We start from the raw sequence: 16745 nt of genomic DNA, 5'->3' as shown, positions 1-16745 counted from the left end.
CACAATGATTCATCATTATGCAGCTAATCTTATATATAAAGTCATATATTTTATTATGCTTATAAGGAATCTAGATGTCAAGAAATCAATCTTCGAAAGGACATTCCCGCCCAAAGTCCGGAATATAGACAGAAGAACTAGTCAGTTCCTGAACAAGGATATTAGCAAAGCCTTTTTTTATGGCATAATCAACAACTTCCTGATATTCCTGCGCTGAAACTTTCCGGCTAAGCTCTTCGTATTCGGATGCACAGAACAACGGATTATACTGTCCCATAATACAAAGGTGAATATCAGGAGAAAGCCAAAAGAGATAATCGAACGTTTCAAACGAAGAAGCTCGACCGTTTGGCAACACTAAATGCCGGACAACCATGCCTTTCCGGGCAATATCATTATCATCACAGGCTAAAAGGCCAACCTGATAAAACATCTCTCGAAGTGCCTTCCGTGATGAGGCTACATAATTCGGCAAGCCAGAATATTTAAGAGAATAAATATCCTCCCCATACTTGATATCCGGCAGGTAGATATCAACAATTCCATCGAGTAACCGCAGTGTTTCGATAGAATCATAGGAATTGGTATTATACACCAGAGGAATAGACAACCCATTATCTGCCGCTAGGGCAACCGCCTCGACTATCTGAGGTATATAGTGTGTTGGCGACACCAGATCAATATTATGACACCCTCTCTTCTGAAGTTCCAACATACTCTGAGCTAACTGGCCTATCGATAGTATGGAGCCAAGATGCTCGTGACTTATCTGATAATTCTGGCAGAACACACAAAAAGAATTACAATAAGAAAAAAATATCGTACCAGCACCATTTTTGCCAGTCAAAAAAGGTTCTTCACCAAAATGAGCACAAGAAGAAGCTATATATACGTCACTGCCTGCACCACAAACTCCAACCTCGCCCAGAGATCTATTTGCACCGCATTTATGCATACACAAACTGCAGCTGCGCAACTGTTCATTCAGCAGACGGACTCTGTTTAATAACTCTTTCTTAGATAAAGATAGATATGAGGGGATCATTTACCACTTACTTTTTAGTATAATAACATCAATTCGATACCAGCTGTCTTGGTTAGTGACAGGTTACGAGTGACTGGTAAAGGGAAACTTGTCCCCGATAGCTTAATGCCTGTCACTCGTCACTTGTCACTGTCATTAGACAGCTTATCATATTATCTCAACAAGATTTATTTCAAAAACCAAGTTTTTTCCTGCCAGAGGATGATTTGCATCTAACGTAACAAAACCATCTGCGATTGCAACAATAGTAACCTTAACAGGATACCCGTCAGGTTGTTTAACCAGCAAGACCTCCCCGATTTCAGGCTCAATTTCCGGCGGAATGTTTTCCTTTTCGATATCAATAAGTAAATCTTCTCTTGGCTCACCATATCCCTCAGTTGGAGATACAATTTCGGTTTTTGATTCTCCGGGACTCATTCCAACCACAGCCCGCTCAAAGCCCGGAATCAGGTTCCCTTCGCCAATAGTGAACTTTAACGGTGTTTCATTTATCGAAGTATCGAAGACACTCCCGTCTTCAAGCCTTCCTACATAATGGACTTTCACAGTATCACCGGTTTTTGCTTTTTTCATAGTTGCCTCCCTTCATAGCTTTAAAATATTAACCCAACCTTTCTTTATCCGAACATTACAAGAGCACTGCAAACCTGAATCCAACCCTCCAGTGGTAATTGACAATTCTATAATTGCTATCAACAAATATTACTTTCCTTTACAAAAGCCACTTACCTTTCCATCGCACAATTATAGTAAGCAGATAAAATATTACGCCCCTTATCAGCTGTTATCTGGATGTATTTCCAACATATTGATTAGTGTAATTCAGTCGACAATTACAAATAAGATATAACATCTAGCATAATCGAAGGTAATTGCTATGAGTTACTGGTGATTAGGTTCATTCCTATTACTAATGTGATGGGCCAAGTATAGACTCCGGGTTATATTTGTCAATATTATAGTTTCTCGGCAATAGCGAGATTATTGACATAGTAAATAACGCTCTCAATCTCCAAAACAATATTTACATTATTAATTACTACGCTATCAGGTGCTTTCAATCTTATAGGAGCGAAATTCAGTACTCCCTTGATCCCCGACAAAATCAAAGAATCAAGGACTTGCTGAGCAGCCGTATCCGGAACTGCAATAATAGCTATTTTAATATTATTATTTACGACATACTCAGAAAGAGTTTTCACATGCATAATGGGAAGGCTATCATTAATTGAGTATTTTTCCGGTTCGATATCAAACCCGGCAACAATCTTAATCCCTTCACCTTCAAATCCATTGTAATTAATAAGGGCATTCCCAATATTCCCGATACCGACCAGCACTACCCGGTATTGCTCTTTCTTACCAAGAATACCATTTAATTGCTCGATAAGTTCATTAACTTGATATCCGCCCTTTTTGCTTCCTTTAATACCAAATAAAGAAAAATCCTTTCTTACCTGAGATGATTTCACCCCTACCGCATCAGCTAAATTATCTGAAAAAATTTTAACAAGCCCCAAAGCACGCAATCTATAGAGAGCATTTTTATATTTCGAGAGCCGTTTAATGTAATTTTTACTAATAATCATTTATTCCATCACTCTCAAGCAAAATTACTTAGAATAATAGTAACAATTTGATATTTTTTTGTCAAAGGATGTACTATTTTCTAGAAGCATTAAGCATAACAAACATGGCTGTAATAAATATAAAGCTACTTATTTATACCCGCAAATCAATTAATCACCAAAACAAGCGCCACACAAATACAAAACAAATATAATATAATTGAAGCTTAATTTATTGATATTAAACAATATTGATAACCTAAGATAACAACACGCCATTAGAACCAACAAACAAAGCTCATACACGATATGAGCATTTTATTTTATTAATAAATTTTTCAACAATATTTTCTTGATATAATAATTATTGAGCAGTCTTGCTCCCGCTAAAAAGCATTTACATATTTATTAAAATGTATTATATATATGGCAGTTTTTTAGGGGATAAAATACAGGGGGGAATAAAATGTTCGAAATGTCGGAGATATTATATAACTTTACACCAAAAAATAGCAATTTCGATATAAACAAAGAAATCAACTACACAGTCAACAGCAGCTTTTTCCCGAAATTTGAAATCAAGCACAAAGAAAAACTGGCGATCAATCCCGCAATAAAATACAAACAGAATATCCTTGCAGAAGAAAAGCTCATTACAGCTTCAAAAAATGGGAACACCACTCTCATCACCCAATTACTACATAACAAAGTCAACATAAACACAGCTTCACCGGACAACTGGACGCCCTTAATGTGGGCAGCGTTTCATAATCATATTGCCGTCACTCAGCAGCTATTACAATATGGTGCAACGATAAGCGCACAGGATCACGACGGATTGTCTGCAATTGCTATCGCGACACAAAAAGAAAACAACCAGATAGCACAGCTTCTGATAAACAGTGGTGCCGATTTAAATATTACCAATAATTACGGAATAACCCCGTTAATGATCGCAGCCACCGTAGGGAACAAGGAAATCGCTAATCTTCTTTTAGAAAAAGGTGCCCGCACTAACCTCAAAGATAACTACGGCTGGACAGCACTCATGTACGCGATCATCAACTCCCACTTTGATATCGTTGAAATGCTGATCCTGAAACAAGCAGAAGTAAATCAGGTATTCCCAGATGGCAGCACAGTATTAATACTAGCAATTAATTCAAATGCGGATACAATAAAGCTGCTCATTGACCATGGTGCAAATGTAAACATGAAAACCAAAAGAGGATTGAACGCATTAATTATTGCCGCTCAGCAGGGAAAATTAGATATAGCAAAAATACTTCTAGAGAAAGGCGCGCACATTGACGACAAAGATGGAAATGGCGCAACCGCATTGATAAAAGCAGCTAGCAATGGACACACAGAAATGGTTAACCTGCTGCTTAGCTACAATGCAAACCCTAATACAACAACACTCTTCCCCAAAGAGACAGCACTAATAGAAGCATCACGTAACGGTCATGGGCAGATAGTGCATCTTTTACTAGCAAAAGGGGCCAACCCTAATTTCGTAGGTGCCTTAGGGAAAACAGCTGCTGCCTGGGCAAGAGAATTCGGTCACACCTCAATAGTAGAATTACTCAACACCGCAAACACTGGGACTATCGACCTGAAAGCGTAACAAAGCACGATCAATCGCTCCCCAATAAATGGGGAGCTGACAATCTTTGGCTTGTTTTATCATTCGGAAAGATCACAAGCATAGAAAGGGCTAACACTGCAATTGCAGTAGTTTCAGCAATTCCGTCTATCATATTTAGATTGAAATTGACATTGATACGGGTAAGTTATATACAAATAAAAAATCTAACGGACAAGGACTGAAGGCTCATGGTTTTATGGTCACTCATATTTGTTATATCAGCGTTCCTCGCCTATATTTTCGGATTTACCGGTATTGGCGAAGGTGTAACTATCTTCTCAAGAATATTGTTCATTATCTTCATGGGTCTATTTGTAATCGTATTAGTAGCCAGCAGGAAACCACCAAACCCTTATTGACCGAAAGCAGCAAGTATCTCTAGCAGTTCCTGAGAAGTCTCTTCCTGACTTTTTCTCTCCCATCCGGTTAAAAATAGTCGTCAACAAAGCTCCACGAAATGGAAGTATTCTTAATTTCATCAATTTCCAACAGTCTAATTATAACTGCAAACATAAAAAAAAGTGTACGCCATTAGTTATTCAATAGTAAAGAAAAAAGTAGCCCCTTTCCCTACTTCACCGACCGCCCAAATACGGCCGCTATGCCTATTGATAATCCGCTGTACAATAGCTAGTCCGATTCCGCTACCTTCGAATTCTGCAGCAGTATGCAACCGTTGAAAAACGTTAAACAATTTTCCGGAATATTTCATATCAAACCCGACACCATTATCTTTTATAAAAAACACCGATTGATCTTCTTTGCTTACCCCGAATTCAATTCTTGCATTTGCAGTCCCTGAAGTAAATTTCCATGCATTTCCAAGAAGGTTTTCAAGCATTATAGCTAGCAACCTCTCATCGCCGTACACAATAATTCCAGGAGTAATAGAGAAAGATACACTTCTCTGCTTATCAGTTTCTTGAAACCTTAATAAAATTTCTTCCGCTATAGCACTCAAATCGACTTGTTTTCTAACAAGATCTTCACGAATTACTCGCGATAGCGCTAGCAGATCATTTATCAGATTGCCCATACGCTTCACAGCCATACGAATTCGCCTTACAACATCCTGCCCTTCTTCATCCAGTTGGGCAATATAATCTTCGAGCAATACCTGGGAAAAGCCATCGACACTACGAAGCGGAGCTTGTAAGTCGTGAGATACGCTATACGAAAAAGATTCTAATTCTTTATTAATAAGTTCAAGCTGCTTAGTTCGCTCTTTCACTCTATCTTCAAGCCTTCGATTCAACTCGATCACCTTTTTCTCAACGGTTTTCTGCTCAGTAATGTCCCGGATACTACCAGTAGTTGCAATAGGTCTTCCACTGGAATCATAGGTAACTGTCCGGCTATCGCTGTACCAGCGATATTCCGAATCCTTGTACTTCCACCTGAACTCCACAACAGAACGCACCGGCACATTCAGCTCTCCTTTGGCCAGCGATTCAAGCTCATGACTGACCGACTCCTTTTCATCAGGATGAACTCGCTCTATTATTCCTTTTATATTCATCTCTTGTATCTCTTCGAATGTAAAACCGAATATTGACTCACATGCAGGACTAATATATGAAAACCTGCCGGTTCTGAGGTCGTACATATAGAGCAAGTCGCGAGAATTAGCCAGGGCATTATTAAACTGAGAAACACTTTCCTCAAGAGCAACCTTTGCATTGTAGATCTGAATCAGATACCGATGTATTAAACCATAAAGAATAATGCCCGTGATCAAGACAAAAAGCCAACCCTTAACAGTCTGCATCTGAGTCAGCGATTCAGAATCACGAACTATATAAAATAGCAATTTATCAGAAAACAGTATCCACAAAGCGCTAAACACAATATATATGGCAATAATCTTAAATGCCCCATACATGCCTAGATTATCAACATCAGATATTTTAAATAAGTTGTTTCTTTTCATTCTTTTAATTTTTTATGCCTATCGATTTTTATTTAAAACATAAATTATAGATTTTATTATCACTTACCGGACAAAACAACAAGTTTCCCTTTTACTCCATGAACCCTGTTAAGCTTTTTATGCAACGATTCCTGTTGCGATCTATCCCCAATAAGCTCAAGAATAATCAACCCAAAATCTGAGCACATACTTTCATCTGCATCATGCAGTCCCAATCTAGTACGGATTATACACCCATACTCCGTCAATATCTTTTGGACTTCCACTGCTTCCTCAGACCTTTTATCAAGAAGAAATGGCAATATGACTTTTTCCATATTTTCTCCCCCCCTTTGATTGAAACCCGTTTTGGTCATTATATACAAAGACCGGGAAAATACCATGTTTAATAAACAGAAGAGCGCACTTAAAAAGTACGCTCTGCTAACACAACTATCCGTACGGGCGTACCGGTGGCACACCCTACAAATTTAAATATTACCGGATTGCCTGAGGACCTCTTTCCTTCGTTCTTATTCTTATCGCATCAGCCACGTCATAAACAAATATCTTCCCGTCTCCAATCTCGCCTGTATGAGCATTATTAACAATAATATCAATAGCCTTTTCTAAATTATCATCGCTTACTACACACTCTATTTTTACTTTATTAAGTAAGTTCAGTTTTCGTTCCGTTCCCCTATATACTTCAGTAAACCCGCGTTGTAGCCCTGCACCTTTCACGGCCGAGATTGTCATACAGGGAATCTCTGCAAGCACCAAGGCTTCCTTTATTGCTTCTAACTTAGATGGCTTAACAATAGCTTCAATCTTTTTCATCTTTGATTCTCCTTACTTTTTTTCAAAAGTTATATTATTCAAAAGTTGAATATGCTTCTATACCATATTCTGCCATGTCAATCCCTAGGATTTCCTCACTTCTATTGATCCTTATTCCAACGGTTTTTTTCATAATGGTCAGTATTACAAAAGTTAGAATAAATGAGAATAGAGATATTGCCAGCACACCAGCAACCTGTACCCCAAGAAAACTGGCATCTCCACAATAGAAAAGCCCCTTTTGAGTACAAAACAATCCTACGGCTATCGTTCCCCAAGTACCATTAACTCCATGCACGGCAATAGCGCCGACAGGATCATCAATTTTCAATCTATCAACTGTGTATACAGCGATATCAACCAGTACCCCGGCAACAAATCCAATTACTAATGCTGAGTTTGCAGAAACTATATTACATCCGGCAGTAATAGCAACTAAACCAGCAAGAACCCCGTTAATAACCATTGTAACATCTATCTTCTTATAACGTAATGAAGTGTAGAGCATCGTTGCAATACCACCCATAGCTGATGCCAGAAAGGTATTGGTAACAACTTTGCCAATCAAGTCCCAATTGCCGACGGCGGCTAGCGTCGATCCCGGATTGAACCCGAACCATCCGAACCAGAGTATAAAAGCGCCAACAGCTGCAAGAGGAATATTATGGCCCGGAATAGCGTTCGAAGAACCGTCTTTGTTATATTTGCCGATTCTTGCACCAAGGACTATGGCAGCAGCACACGCAGCCCAACCACCAAGTGCGTGGACCGCAGCTGATCCTGCAAAATCATTAAACCCTAAATGTGCCAACCAACCATTTGCATTCCATGCCCAACCGGCAGCTACAGGATAAATAAACGCAACAAACAGCAGAACAAACACGGCGTATGGCCATATTTTCATCCTTTCAGCAACTGCACCGGAAACAATCGAAATAGCAGCGACTGCAAATCCTAGCTGCATAAACCAATAAAGCGAAGTAGCTACAGTTATGTGGATTGAAGGAACTACAATCCCAAAACCACTCCCCATGAAACCATTGCTAACACCTTGCATAAGCGCAAAACCTATCGCATAAAACGCGATCCCTCCAAACATAAGATCAACAAACACTTTAGCCACAATACTTACTGCATTTTTGCTTCTGATAAAACCTGATTCCAGCAAGGCAAATCCGCCCTCCATCTGAAATATCAGCGCCGCACAAATTGCTACCCAGACAGTATCAATCGCCCTCGTTAATTCTACAATATTATCCATATGACGTTTCCTTTCTTCTAATAATGAATTACCTACAATAATACTTTCATATTTTTACATCGTCAATAAATTTTCAATATATTTTTGTAATTTTACATTTTTGTAGTTTCCAATTTTACAATAAACTATTTCTGAAGAGCATGATTTGCTATATTCATGTTAATTCTCCATTTTTTACCAGTCACATACCATCAATACCACAAAAAAAATTATAAAGGAGTAACTACATCCGGCAAATTTTAACCCAAATACTTATTTTGAGTAGGGGCCGTTCGCGAACGACCCTTACTATTTCGTAATTTTTTCGAAGAAAAAAATGCAGGAATCACCGTCAACGTATCTTCAGTGGAAATTTAAATAGAATTAACCGGGTTAAAGTAACAAGGCGTAAAGCTGACAGATTGACCAAACGATTATCGAACTAATATTCAGAAACAGAATAATAAAGAATCAAATTCGCGACAATAAGAACGATAAACCCCGCCAGCCCGGTAAGACCAACAGTCAAATCACTTCCTCCGCTTACGACCATGATCGATATCCCGTAGGTAGCATTGAGAGTACCATGCATAACCGCAGCGGCCAGAACAGATTTCGCCCGGAGTCGAATATAAGCGATAATCGGCGACAAAAGAACGGCCCAGATGGTCATCATATATATACCGGCAACCGGATGCTGCGGATAATTAAGACCATGCAAGACAAGCGGAGCATGCCATAACCCCCAGATAATACCGATAAGGAATGATGATCTCCAGAAGCCAAGCCCACCTAACTCTTTCTGAAGAAACCCTCTCCATCCCAACTCTTCTCCAAAAGCAACAACAGCATTAATTGTTGCTCCCGCAAAAAGCCCCTGGAACAGAGTCAGCCAAAGCGGATGAATAGTCATCGTTGCCATTTTATGACGTAATTGCTGCATTTGTTCCGGGGTAAGATAATGGCTGAACCTCTCAATCATACCTGACATATCGGGCGAAAAATGTACGCCCGGCAAAAGCAAAGCCACACCCAACGCAGCAAAAGCAAGTAATGCAGGCAATAACCACGCGGCAAGGAACCATTTGTTTACCTTAAAGGAAAGGCCATATTGTTCTTTCATATTTTCTTTATAAATATATTTCTGGAAAACAATCGTTACCAACATTGGAACTAACATATAAAAAAGTGATAGCATTAATGCAGAGCTGGAATTCCACTTTCCACCCCTAAGCATAAATATCACAACCATCGACCAATCAATCAGATAGGTCAGAACAACGAACAAAATCACTTTTTTTCTATTTACACTATTCATTAGATAGGTTTCCTTTCAAATATCCCGCCATTATTGTATTAAAAAAGGCAAATAAGGTCCATCGGGTTATTAATAAGCATTTTAGCACCATGAGAAAGCAACTCATGTTCGCTGCGAAATCCCCAGGTCACGCCAACTGCGTACATGCCTGCCCTTTTGGCAGTCATCATATCGATTCCGCTATCTCCGACATAAATAAACTGCTCAGGTTTAAGTCCGAGCAATTGCGATATTTCTATTGCTCCTGCAGGATCAGGTTTCTTAGGAACAGAAAGCCGCTCGCCGAAAATAGCGTCAAAATGATACATTGGAAAATAATTACAAATCATTTCCTTTGTATATTCATCGAATTTATTCGACAACACAGCAAGCTTTACTTTACGGGCGACCAACGCGTCAAATAGCTCAGCAATTCCCTGATACGGCTTTGATTTTTTCGAACTGCGATTAGAATACTCTCTTCTCATTCCTGCAATACACAGCCCTACCGTCAATTCTTCCCGGTGGTCTTCAGGAAGAGATTTCCTTACAAGCTGCTCCAGCCCTTCACCTACGAATTGCTTATACGCTTCAACATCATGAGAAGGAAATCCAAAGGATATCAATACAGAATTCATAGAATCTGCTATATCATCAATCGTATCGACAAGCGTTCCATCGAGATCAAATATTACTGCTTTATAATCCATCAACAATCCTTCGCGAAAAAATATCATCCTCGACAGCATTAACGAAACGCGACTCAATTAATGTTCCAAACAAGTCCCAGTCCGAGTAAAGAAACTCATTGAATTTATGGGCATCAACCTGAGCCATTAACAGAAATAGTATACATTATTATGCAAAATATGTTAACATGTTCATGAGTTTTGCTCTGCATGGCTTGAGGTTGAAACTTTATCGTATTTATCGGAGAAATAATGTTAATAAACACCTTCTGTCATATACCAAAAATCAGCGTTAATTCCGAGCAGAAAATATGGGATTCCGGTGTTTTATCCTGGAATGATCTTAATACAGATACTGGCAAAAAACTCCCGTTTTCACGAAGAGAAAAGCTAGCCAATTATACACAAGAATCGATGAATCATCTGAAAAATGATAATCCGGTCTATTTCTACGAACAACTCCCGAAACAATTGCACTGGCGTTTATTCCCGCACTTCCGAAAATCAGTAGCCTATATTGACATAGAAACAAGCGGTCTTTATTGCGACGCGAACTACATAACCTCTATTTCATTATATGACGGAAAAGACATATATTGCTATGTTAAAGGTCAGAATCTCGAAGATTTCCTGACAGATATACAGCGGTACAATCTCATCGTTACTTATAATGGCAAGTGTTTTGACGTCCCTTTTATCGAGAATTATTTCAAAACAAAACTACCGAAGGCACATATTGACCTTCGCTACATCATGCATAATCTCGGATATAAAGGTGGTCTAAAAGGATGCGAAAAACAGTTAGGCCTGGACAGAAAAGAACTTGATGGCGTTGACGGATATTTTGCGGTGCTGTTGTGGCAGGATTATCAGGTAAATGACAACAAAAAGGCACTCGAAACGTTACTCGCTTATAACATAATGGACGTGGTCAATTTGGAAGTCCTGATGGTCATGGCCTATAACCTTAATCTGGAAAAGACGCCGTTTCACCAGACACACCTGATCCCACGGCCAATACTCCCGGAAATACCCTATCAGGCAGATATCCCGACAATAGAAAAGATCAAACGCCGTCTCAGATAATTTTCAACGAATTCACAAAATAATCACATAACGATTTTTAATCCGTCATAACTTAGGTTCACAGCGTATTGAGAAAAGTATTCGTTCGATGGATCCCTCAGCATATTCTCCACCGCCTGATGCGAAAAATCATGGCAAATATGAGTAAAATAAGTTTGTTTAGGTTTAATGCGGTTTATGATCTCCAAACCTTGCCGGAGATTAATATGCGTACTATGCGGACGAAACCGCAGTACATCAATAATCAGCAGGTCAAGATCGTACAGCCGATCCATTGTCTCTTCCGGTATAGAAGAAACATCGGAAATATAGGCACAATTGAGAAACTTGTATCCATATATCTCTAATATTCCGTGATTTACTTTAAGCGGCTCGAATACTATTTCTTCTAATTCAATAGAAGTCTCAATAGCGACAAGATTAAGTTCAGAGATACCTCCGCCCTTTTGGATACAAGGGGAAAAAAGATAATTAAAAGTAAACTGCTTCAAATTCTCAAGATGCTCCTGCTTGCCATATACAGGTATTGGCGCACCTTGTTTTTTATTATAAACACGTAACTCATCCAATCCGGCAATGTGGTCGAAGTGATTATGAGTAAGGAGAACCGAATCAACCGTTTCGAGATCATGCCTGATAGCTTGATAGCGAAAATCCTTACCGCAATCAATAAGAATGTTCTTTCGATTCACCTTAATTAATAGGGATGCATTTGTACGATTATCTTTGGGGTCGGCAGAAACGCAGACAGGGCAGTGGCAGCCAACCATCGGGACTCCCTGACTAGTTCCAGATCCGAGAAATATAAGTTCTAGAGTATTCATCATTTACTTACATAAGCAGCAAACCGCTAGTAATAAACCTTTAGAACTAACGGCCTGCTACGATTAATTATATTATTTATAATGGATCACATTCACCGGGCACGATTCCGCCGCTTCTTTAATTTCGCCCTCATGCTGATTAAAATCCACTCCGGATTTAATTTCGGCCAGATCAGGAACTACAAACACTTCAGGAGCTGCTGCTTCACACGCTCCACAGGAAATACATCCGTCAACTATCCATACTTCAGAAATTGCCATGCATAATCCCCCTTTCGTTACTCACCGAAATACTTTTTTCGATATTCTTCAAATACTTCTATTGCTTTTAACCTGCACTTACCACAAGCAGTCGATATTTTAGTATGTTCCTGCAGCTTTTCGAAAGTATCTGAACCTTCAAGGACCTCTTCCTCTATCTCTTTGTCAGTGACATTAAGGCAATGACAGATAACGGTCGCGACATCTTTTTCGACCTTATCCCCTTGCCCGCTTTTCTTATAATAGTCATCAATAGCCTCACGCAAAGCTTTATCGCCTAAAACGGAACAATGAATTTTGTGTGATGGAAGGCCCCCAAGTCTTTCGAGAATCTGCTGGGGAGTTATTTTGTACGCTTTGTCGAGTATCATACCACCATCTTCAGTAAGCATTACTGACATCATCGACGTGCTGGCTAGAGCGCTGGCGCAACCATAAGTTTTCCATTTTAATTCCTTAATCCGATCACTCTCTTTATCAACTTTAATAACGACCAGCATCGCATCTCCGCATGTCGGATTACCGACATACCCTTTGCCGTCAGCCTCATAGGAATCTTCATCCTCTAAAACATTCCGCGGATTCGTGAAATGATCTTTTACAATATCACTATATGCCCAAGCTTCCTGTCCCATAGCTATTAACTCCTTATTATTTAATTCGCAATATCTTTTTTCCTCAAAACCCGGATCACTGTCAACCGTGATTTTCTAGCGGGACTTACCGGTTTCAACTGCTCTGGCGCTGACTGGGCCTTTATAGAGAGGAGACATCTTCCGCAGTTTACTGACAATTGCCGGCAGTTTGAGCAACACATAATCTATATCGGCTTCAGTATTATCTCTTCCCAGACTGAAGCGAATAGACCCATGAGCGAAATGTGGATCAAGCCCCATCGCCAGAAGAACATGTGAAGGATCGAGAGAGCCGGAAGCACAAGCAGACCCGGTCGACACCTCTATACCTTCCATATCAAGCATCAGCAGAATTGACTCACCTTCTATATATTTAAAAGATATATTCAGTGTCCCTGGCAAACATTCGGTTTCATGCCCGTTAAGCTTCACTTCTGGAATTGACTCAAGTATTCCATCTCGTAGTTTATTCTTTAATCTCAATAACTTTTCATTTTCCTCTTCGAACTCTTTTTCAAGCATTTCAAATGCCTTACCAAGCCCGATTATAGCAAGATTATTTTCAGTCCCGGCTCTTCGATTTCTCTCGTGGTGGCCGCCAATGATAAGCGGACAAAAATGAATACCCTTTTTGATATAAAGAACTCCTATACCTTTGGGACCATGAAGTTTGTGCCCTGAAAGCGACAACATATCAGCATCAATATCGACGATTTTAAAAGGCAGCTTTCCTACTGCCTGGACCGCATCGGTATGAAACACTGCTTTATGTTTGTGGGCAATTTCCGCTAATTTCTTTATGGGCTGAATCGATCCCACTTCGTTATTCGCATACATGATCGAGACAAGCCCCGGAGATATCTCTTTCTCAAGATCGGCAGTACGAACAATACCATATTCATCTACCGGCAGAAAAGAAACTTCCCGTCCGATTTTCTTAAAGTACATACAAGCATTTAATACTGAAGGATGCTCGATCGAAGTCGTAATTACTCTTCGCTTACATTCTGCAGCACAAGCTGCATTACAGCAATTAATCGTGTTAAGGGCAGTATTATTTGATTCCGAACCTCCCGCAGTAAAAATAATTTCGAGCGGCGAACATCCCAGGTAGCTGGAAATGGTCTCCCGGGACTTTTCTATCAACGACCGGGCTCTGCGTCCACTCTCATGAAAACTGGAGGCATTTCCAAAAATATCGATATTATCTGTCATGATTTTTTGAACTTCAGGGTGTAGGGGAGTTGTGGCATTATTATCTAGATAAACCCGTTTATTCATTTTAAATCTTTCCTTTTCATGATATACTAAAAAGACGAATATTTTTAACTCATGTTATTATAACATGTATCAAATAATTAACAAGTTTACGGAAACTAGCCCGGCTAAAAGTGAATAGCAATGAACGATCTGGTGAGATTCGGGGTATCAATAGAAAAAGAATTGCTTGATAAGTTCGACATACTTATTGACCAAAAAGGATATACCAACAGATCGGAAGCATTAAGGGACCTTATTAGAGACAGTCTTGCGCAAAAAGATCAGGAAGATAAGACCAAAGAATCAACCGGAACAATTTCCATTGTTTACGACCATCATACCCACGAACTGACACACAAGCTCACAGCAATACAGCACGACTACCATGAATTAATTAACTCGACCATCCATATCCACCTTGACCATCATAACTGCCTCGAAGTTATTGTCGTTAAAGGCCCCATAGCCCGGCTAGAGTCTCTGGCAAATAACCTGGCCTCCGTCAAAGGGGTAAAAACAGGAAAATTAACCTTAGCCATTTAACTTATCAATTTATAACAATCAAGAAAAATCTAGTCGCCGGCCTTGCATCCTTTGTAATAATTACCACCAGCTTAATATACGCTGACACAAAAGTACGTGTTACTTTTTTTAAAATTATGCTATCATAACAATGCTTTATTTTAACAAGAATGATGGTTTGCAACTTAAAATTTGACACTTTCTAGGAGCGACGATGCATATACCGGATGGGTTTTTAGATACAAAAACAATACTCCTTACCTCAACCTTATCCGCAGGTTATCTCGCCTATTCCCTAAAAAAAGCCCGAACGATCCTCGACAACAAAACTGTCCCGGTAATCGGATTACTTTCGGCATATATTTTTGCCGGACAGATGATTAATTTTCCGGTACTAGCCGGCACGAGCGGACATCTTATTGGTGCAACACTGGCAACAATAGTTGTGGGCCCAATATTAGCCTCGATCATCATAAGCGTCGTTCTCATAATCCAGTGCCTGTTATTCGGTGACGGCGGCATCACTGCACTCGGTGCTAATATTTTGTGCATGGGGATGATTGCGGTATGGACAAGCTACTTTGCGTATAAGGGACTTCACGCTTTCTTCAGTAAAGAAAAAACGGCCGTCGTATTATTTATCGCTTCATGGACATCGGTCGTCGCAGCATCAGCTATTTGTTCACTATTACTCATAACAAGCCATACTACACCGTTATTAAGTACGATTATTGCAATGGTCGGAATTCATTCGCTTATCGGCATCGGCGAAGGCATCATTACAGTTGCAACAACAAACGCTATACGAAAAGCAAAACCGGAATTATTATCCGAAGGAGTCCTATGAAAAAATTCATTTTTTCAGGTTTATTTGCATCAATAATGATTAGCGGATTGATATCCCCATTTGCTTGCACTGCCCCAGACGGGCTTGAATACGTCGCCATCGCAAAGAACTTCATGAGCAAAGCAGTCATAACCCCGGCAATTCATGGAATCCTCCCGGATTATACGGTTAGCTGTATTTCTAATTCAGGATTATCCACCTCGATAGCAGGTTTGACAGGAACTTTATTGACCTTTATTTCAGCATTGTTCATTGGTAAAATCCTGACAAAAAAAAATACCACACCAAAACAACTACAGGCAACGAAGGACTGACAGCATTGAAAACCAGCAGCACATCGTTATTATCTAGCCTAAAGGCTGAACCGAAACTACTGCTCTTTACAATTTATTTTATACTTAATCTTTCAATTTCAACCTTCACAATTAAGCAATTGATATTTAGTGCAGCATTAATCTTTTTACTATATCTGTCAAAGCAGCCAATACACTTTTATCTAAAAAAAATCACCCATATATTGCCTTTCCTTGCGCTCATAATATGCCTATTACCTTTTCGCCACGACCCGAATGCTCAGGTAATCGTCAATCTTGGCTTCATTAATATCTATGACAAAGGCTCACTTATCGCCGGATTACTATGCTACAAAGCAATTACTTCAATTATTCTTCTCCATCTCATCATTACAACAACTGAAAAAAACGACCTTCTTAATTTCGCTTGCAAACTTAGAATTCCGCATCTCCTCATAGATATCTGCATGATAGCCTGGCGCTATCAAGGCATTGTCCAACAAGAATACCTCCACATCAAAAATTCCACGCTGAGCAGAGGACTAAAAGTCTCCCGCTTACAATCGACAACGCTTTTCGGCAACATCCTGACCGGTCTGCTGGTAAAATCTCTCCATAAAGCTCATTACGTTCATTATGCAATGATCGCCCGAGGGTATCAGGTCCACAGACCGTTACTCCATAAAAAAACAAAAAAAAATCACATATCTTTCCGTGATATAATTTTTGCGCAGGCAATGGTAGGAATGTTTCTCTGCGGACTATTCCTATAACCCGA

The 16745-nt window shown here is 39.6% G+C and carries 20 protein-coding genes; 7 read left to right on the top strand and 13 right to left on the bottom strand.

Annotated elements, in window-relative coordinates:
* Positions 1 to 85: 85 nt before the first annotated feature.
* The 3 genes from DKM50_11315 to DKM50_11305 form a co-directional block, all read right to left on the bottom strand.
* On the bottom strand, positions 86 to 1045 hold the full coding sequence (locus DKM50_11315) for a radical SAM protein (GenBank protein PZM78544.1): 960 nt from the start codon (positions 1043 to 1045) through the stop codon (positions 86 to 88).
* 147 nt (positions 1046 to 1192) lie between these two features.
* Complete coding sequence (locus DKM50_11310) at positions 1193 to 1621, bottom strand: peptidylprolyl isomerase (protein ID PZM78543.1); 429 nt, start codon at positions 1619 to 1621, stop codon at positions 1193 to 1195.
* Between the two features lie 383 nt (positions 1622 to 2004).
* Positions 2005 to 2634, bottom strand: coding sequence for a redox-sensing transcriptional repressor Rex (locus DKM50_11305; GenBank protein ID PZM78577.1), 630 nt, complete (start codon positions 2632 to 2634; stop codon positions 2005 to 2007).
* Positions 2635 to 3082: 448 nt separating this feature from the next.
* On the opposite strand from DKM50_11305, the gene DKM50_11300 reads away from it, so the two are divergent.
* Positions 3083 to 4243, top strand: a complete 1161-nt coding sequence (locus DKM50_11300; protein ID PZM78542.1) for a hypothetical protein — start codon at positions 3083 to 3085, stop codon at positions 4241 to 4243.
* A 209-nt stretch (positions 4244 to 4452) separates the two neighbouring features.
* Entirely contained in the window at positions 4453 to 4623 is a 171-nt protein-coding gene (locus DKM50_11295; GenBank protein PZM78541.1) for a DUF1328 domain-containing protein, read from the top strand.
* Positions 4624 to 4799: 176 nt separating this feature from the next.
* On the opposite strand, the gene DKM50_11290 is transcribed toward DKM50_11295, so the two are convergent.
* From DKM50_11290 to DKM50_11265, 6 genes are all read right to left on the bottom strand, one after another.
* Complete coding sequence (locus DKM50_11290; protein ID PZM78540.1) at positions 4800 to 6194, bottom strand: PAS domain-containing sensor histidine kinase; 1395 nt, start codon at positions 6192 to 6194, stop codon at positions 4800 to 4802.
* Between the two features lie 59 nt (positions 6195 to 6253).
* Entirely contained in the window at positions 6254 to 6511 is a 258-nt protein-coding gene (locus DKM50_11285) for a hypothetical protein (protein PZM78539.1), read from the bottom strand.
* Between the two features lie 160 nt (positions 6512 to 6671).
* Positions 6672 to 7013, bottom strand: a complete 342-nt coding sequence (locus DKM50_11280; protein ID PZM78538.1) for a P-II family nitrogen regulator — start codon at positions 7011 to 7013, stop codon at positions 6672 to 6674.
* 34 nt (positions 7014 to 7047) lie between these two features.
* On the bottom strand, positions 7048 to 8274 hold the full coding sequence (locus DKM50_11275) for an ammonium transporter (GenBank protein ID PZM78537.1): 1227 nt from the start codon (positions 8272 to 8274) through the stop codon (positions 7048 to 7050).
* A 421-nt stretch (positions 8275 to 8695) separates the two neighbouring features.
* Positions 8696 to 9571, bottom strand: coding sequence for a CPBP family intramembrane metalloprotease (locus DKM50_11270; protein PZM78536.1), 876 nt, complete (start codon positions 9569 to 9571; stop codon positions 8696 to 8698).
* 38 nt (positions 9572 to 9609) lie between these two features.
* Positions 9610 to 10260 carry an HAD family hydrolase gene (locus DKM50_11265; GenBank protein PZM78535.1) on the bottom strand — a complete coding sequence of 217 codons (651 nt, stop codon included), beginning with the start codon at positions 10258 to 10260 and terminating at the stop codon, positions 9610 to 9612.
* A 231-nt stretch (positions 10261 to 10491) separates the two neighbouring features.
* Between DKM50_11265 and DKM50_11260 the strand changes: the two genes are divergently transcribed.
* Positions 10492 to 11325, top strand: a complete 834-nt coding sequence (locus DKM50_11260; GenBank protein ID PZM78534.1) for an exonuclease — start codon at positions 10492 to 10494, stop codon at positions 11323 to 11325.
* 23 nt (positions 11326 to 11348) lie between these two features.
* Here DKM50_11260 and DKM50_11255 read toward each other — a convergent pair whose 3' ends face one another.
* From DKM50_11255 to DKM50_11240, 4 genes are all read right to left on the bottom strand, one after another.
* Positions 11349 to 12152, bottom strand: a complete 804-nt coding sequence (locus tag DKM50_11255; GenBank protein PZM78533.1) for an MBL fold metallo-hydrolase — start codon at positions 12150 to 12152, stop codon at positions 11349 to 11351.
* Positions 12153 to 12221: 69 nt separating this feature from the next.
* Entirely contained in the window at positions 12222 to 12410 is a 189-nt protein-coding gene (locus tag DKM50_11250) for a ferredoxin (GenBank protein ID PZM78532.1), read from the bottom strand.
* 17 nt (positions 12411 to 12427) lie between these two features.
* Positions 12428 to 13045: an iron-sulfur cluster assembly scaffold protein gene (locus tag DKM50_11245; protein PZM78531.1), complete on the bottom strand. Its 618-nt coding sequence runs from the start codon at positions 13043 to 13045 to the stop codon at positions 12428 to 12430.
* A 75-nt stretch (positions 13046 to 13120) separates the two neighbouring features.
* On the bottom strand, positions 13121 to 14326 hold the full coding sequence (locus tag DKM50_11240) for a cysteine desulfurase NifS (GenBank protein PZM78530.1): 1206 nt from the start codon (positions 14324 to 14326) through the stop codon (positions 13121 to 13123).
* Between the two features lie 120 nt (positions 14327 to 14446).
* Here DKM50_11240 and DKM50_11235 point away from each other — a divergent pair, with 120 nt between their 5' ends.
* The 4 genes from DKM50_11235 (at position 14447) to DKM50_11220 (ending at position 16740) form a co-directional block, all read left to right on the top strand.
* Positions 14447 to 14848 (top strand): nickel-responsive transcriptional regulator NikR, encoded by a 402-nt coding sequence (locus tag DKM50_11235; protein ID PZM78529.1) that lies wholly within the window; start codon positions 14447 to 14449, stop codon positions 14846 to 14848.
* Between the two features lie 193 nt (positions 14849 to 15041).
* Positions 15042 to 15674, top strand: coding sequence for a cobalamin biosynthesis protein CbiM (locus DKM50_11230; GenBank protein PZM78528.1), 633 nt, complete (start codon positions 15042 to 15044; stop codon positions 15672 to 15674).
* Entirely contained in the window at positions 15671 to 15988 is a 318-nt protein-coding gene (locus DKM50_11225; protein PZM78527.1) for a hypothetical protein, read from the top strand. The genes DKM50_11230 and DKM50_11225 overlap by 4 nt, the downstream gene beginning before the upstream one ends.
* On the top strand, positions 15985 to 16740 hold the full coding sequence (locus tag DKM50_11220; protein ID PZM78526.1) for a hypothetical protein: 756 nt from the start codon (positions 15985 to 15987) through the stop codon (positions 16738 to 16740). Before DKM50_11225 ends, DKM50_11220 begins: the two co-directional genes overlap by 4 nt.
* Positions 16741 to 16745 lie beyond the last annotated feature (5 nt).

Source organism: Candidatus Margulisiibacteriota bacterium, assembly GCA_003242895.1.
Classification (GTDB): domain Bacteria; phylum Margulisbacteria; class Riflemargulisbacteria; order GWF2-39-127; family GWF2-39-127; genus GWF2-39-127.
Note: the sequence above shows the minus strand (reverse complement) of the source record. Positions and strands in the feature narration are given on the sequence as shown.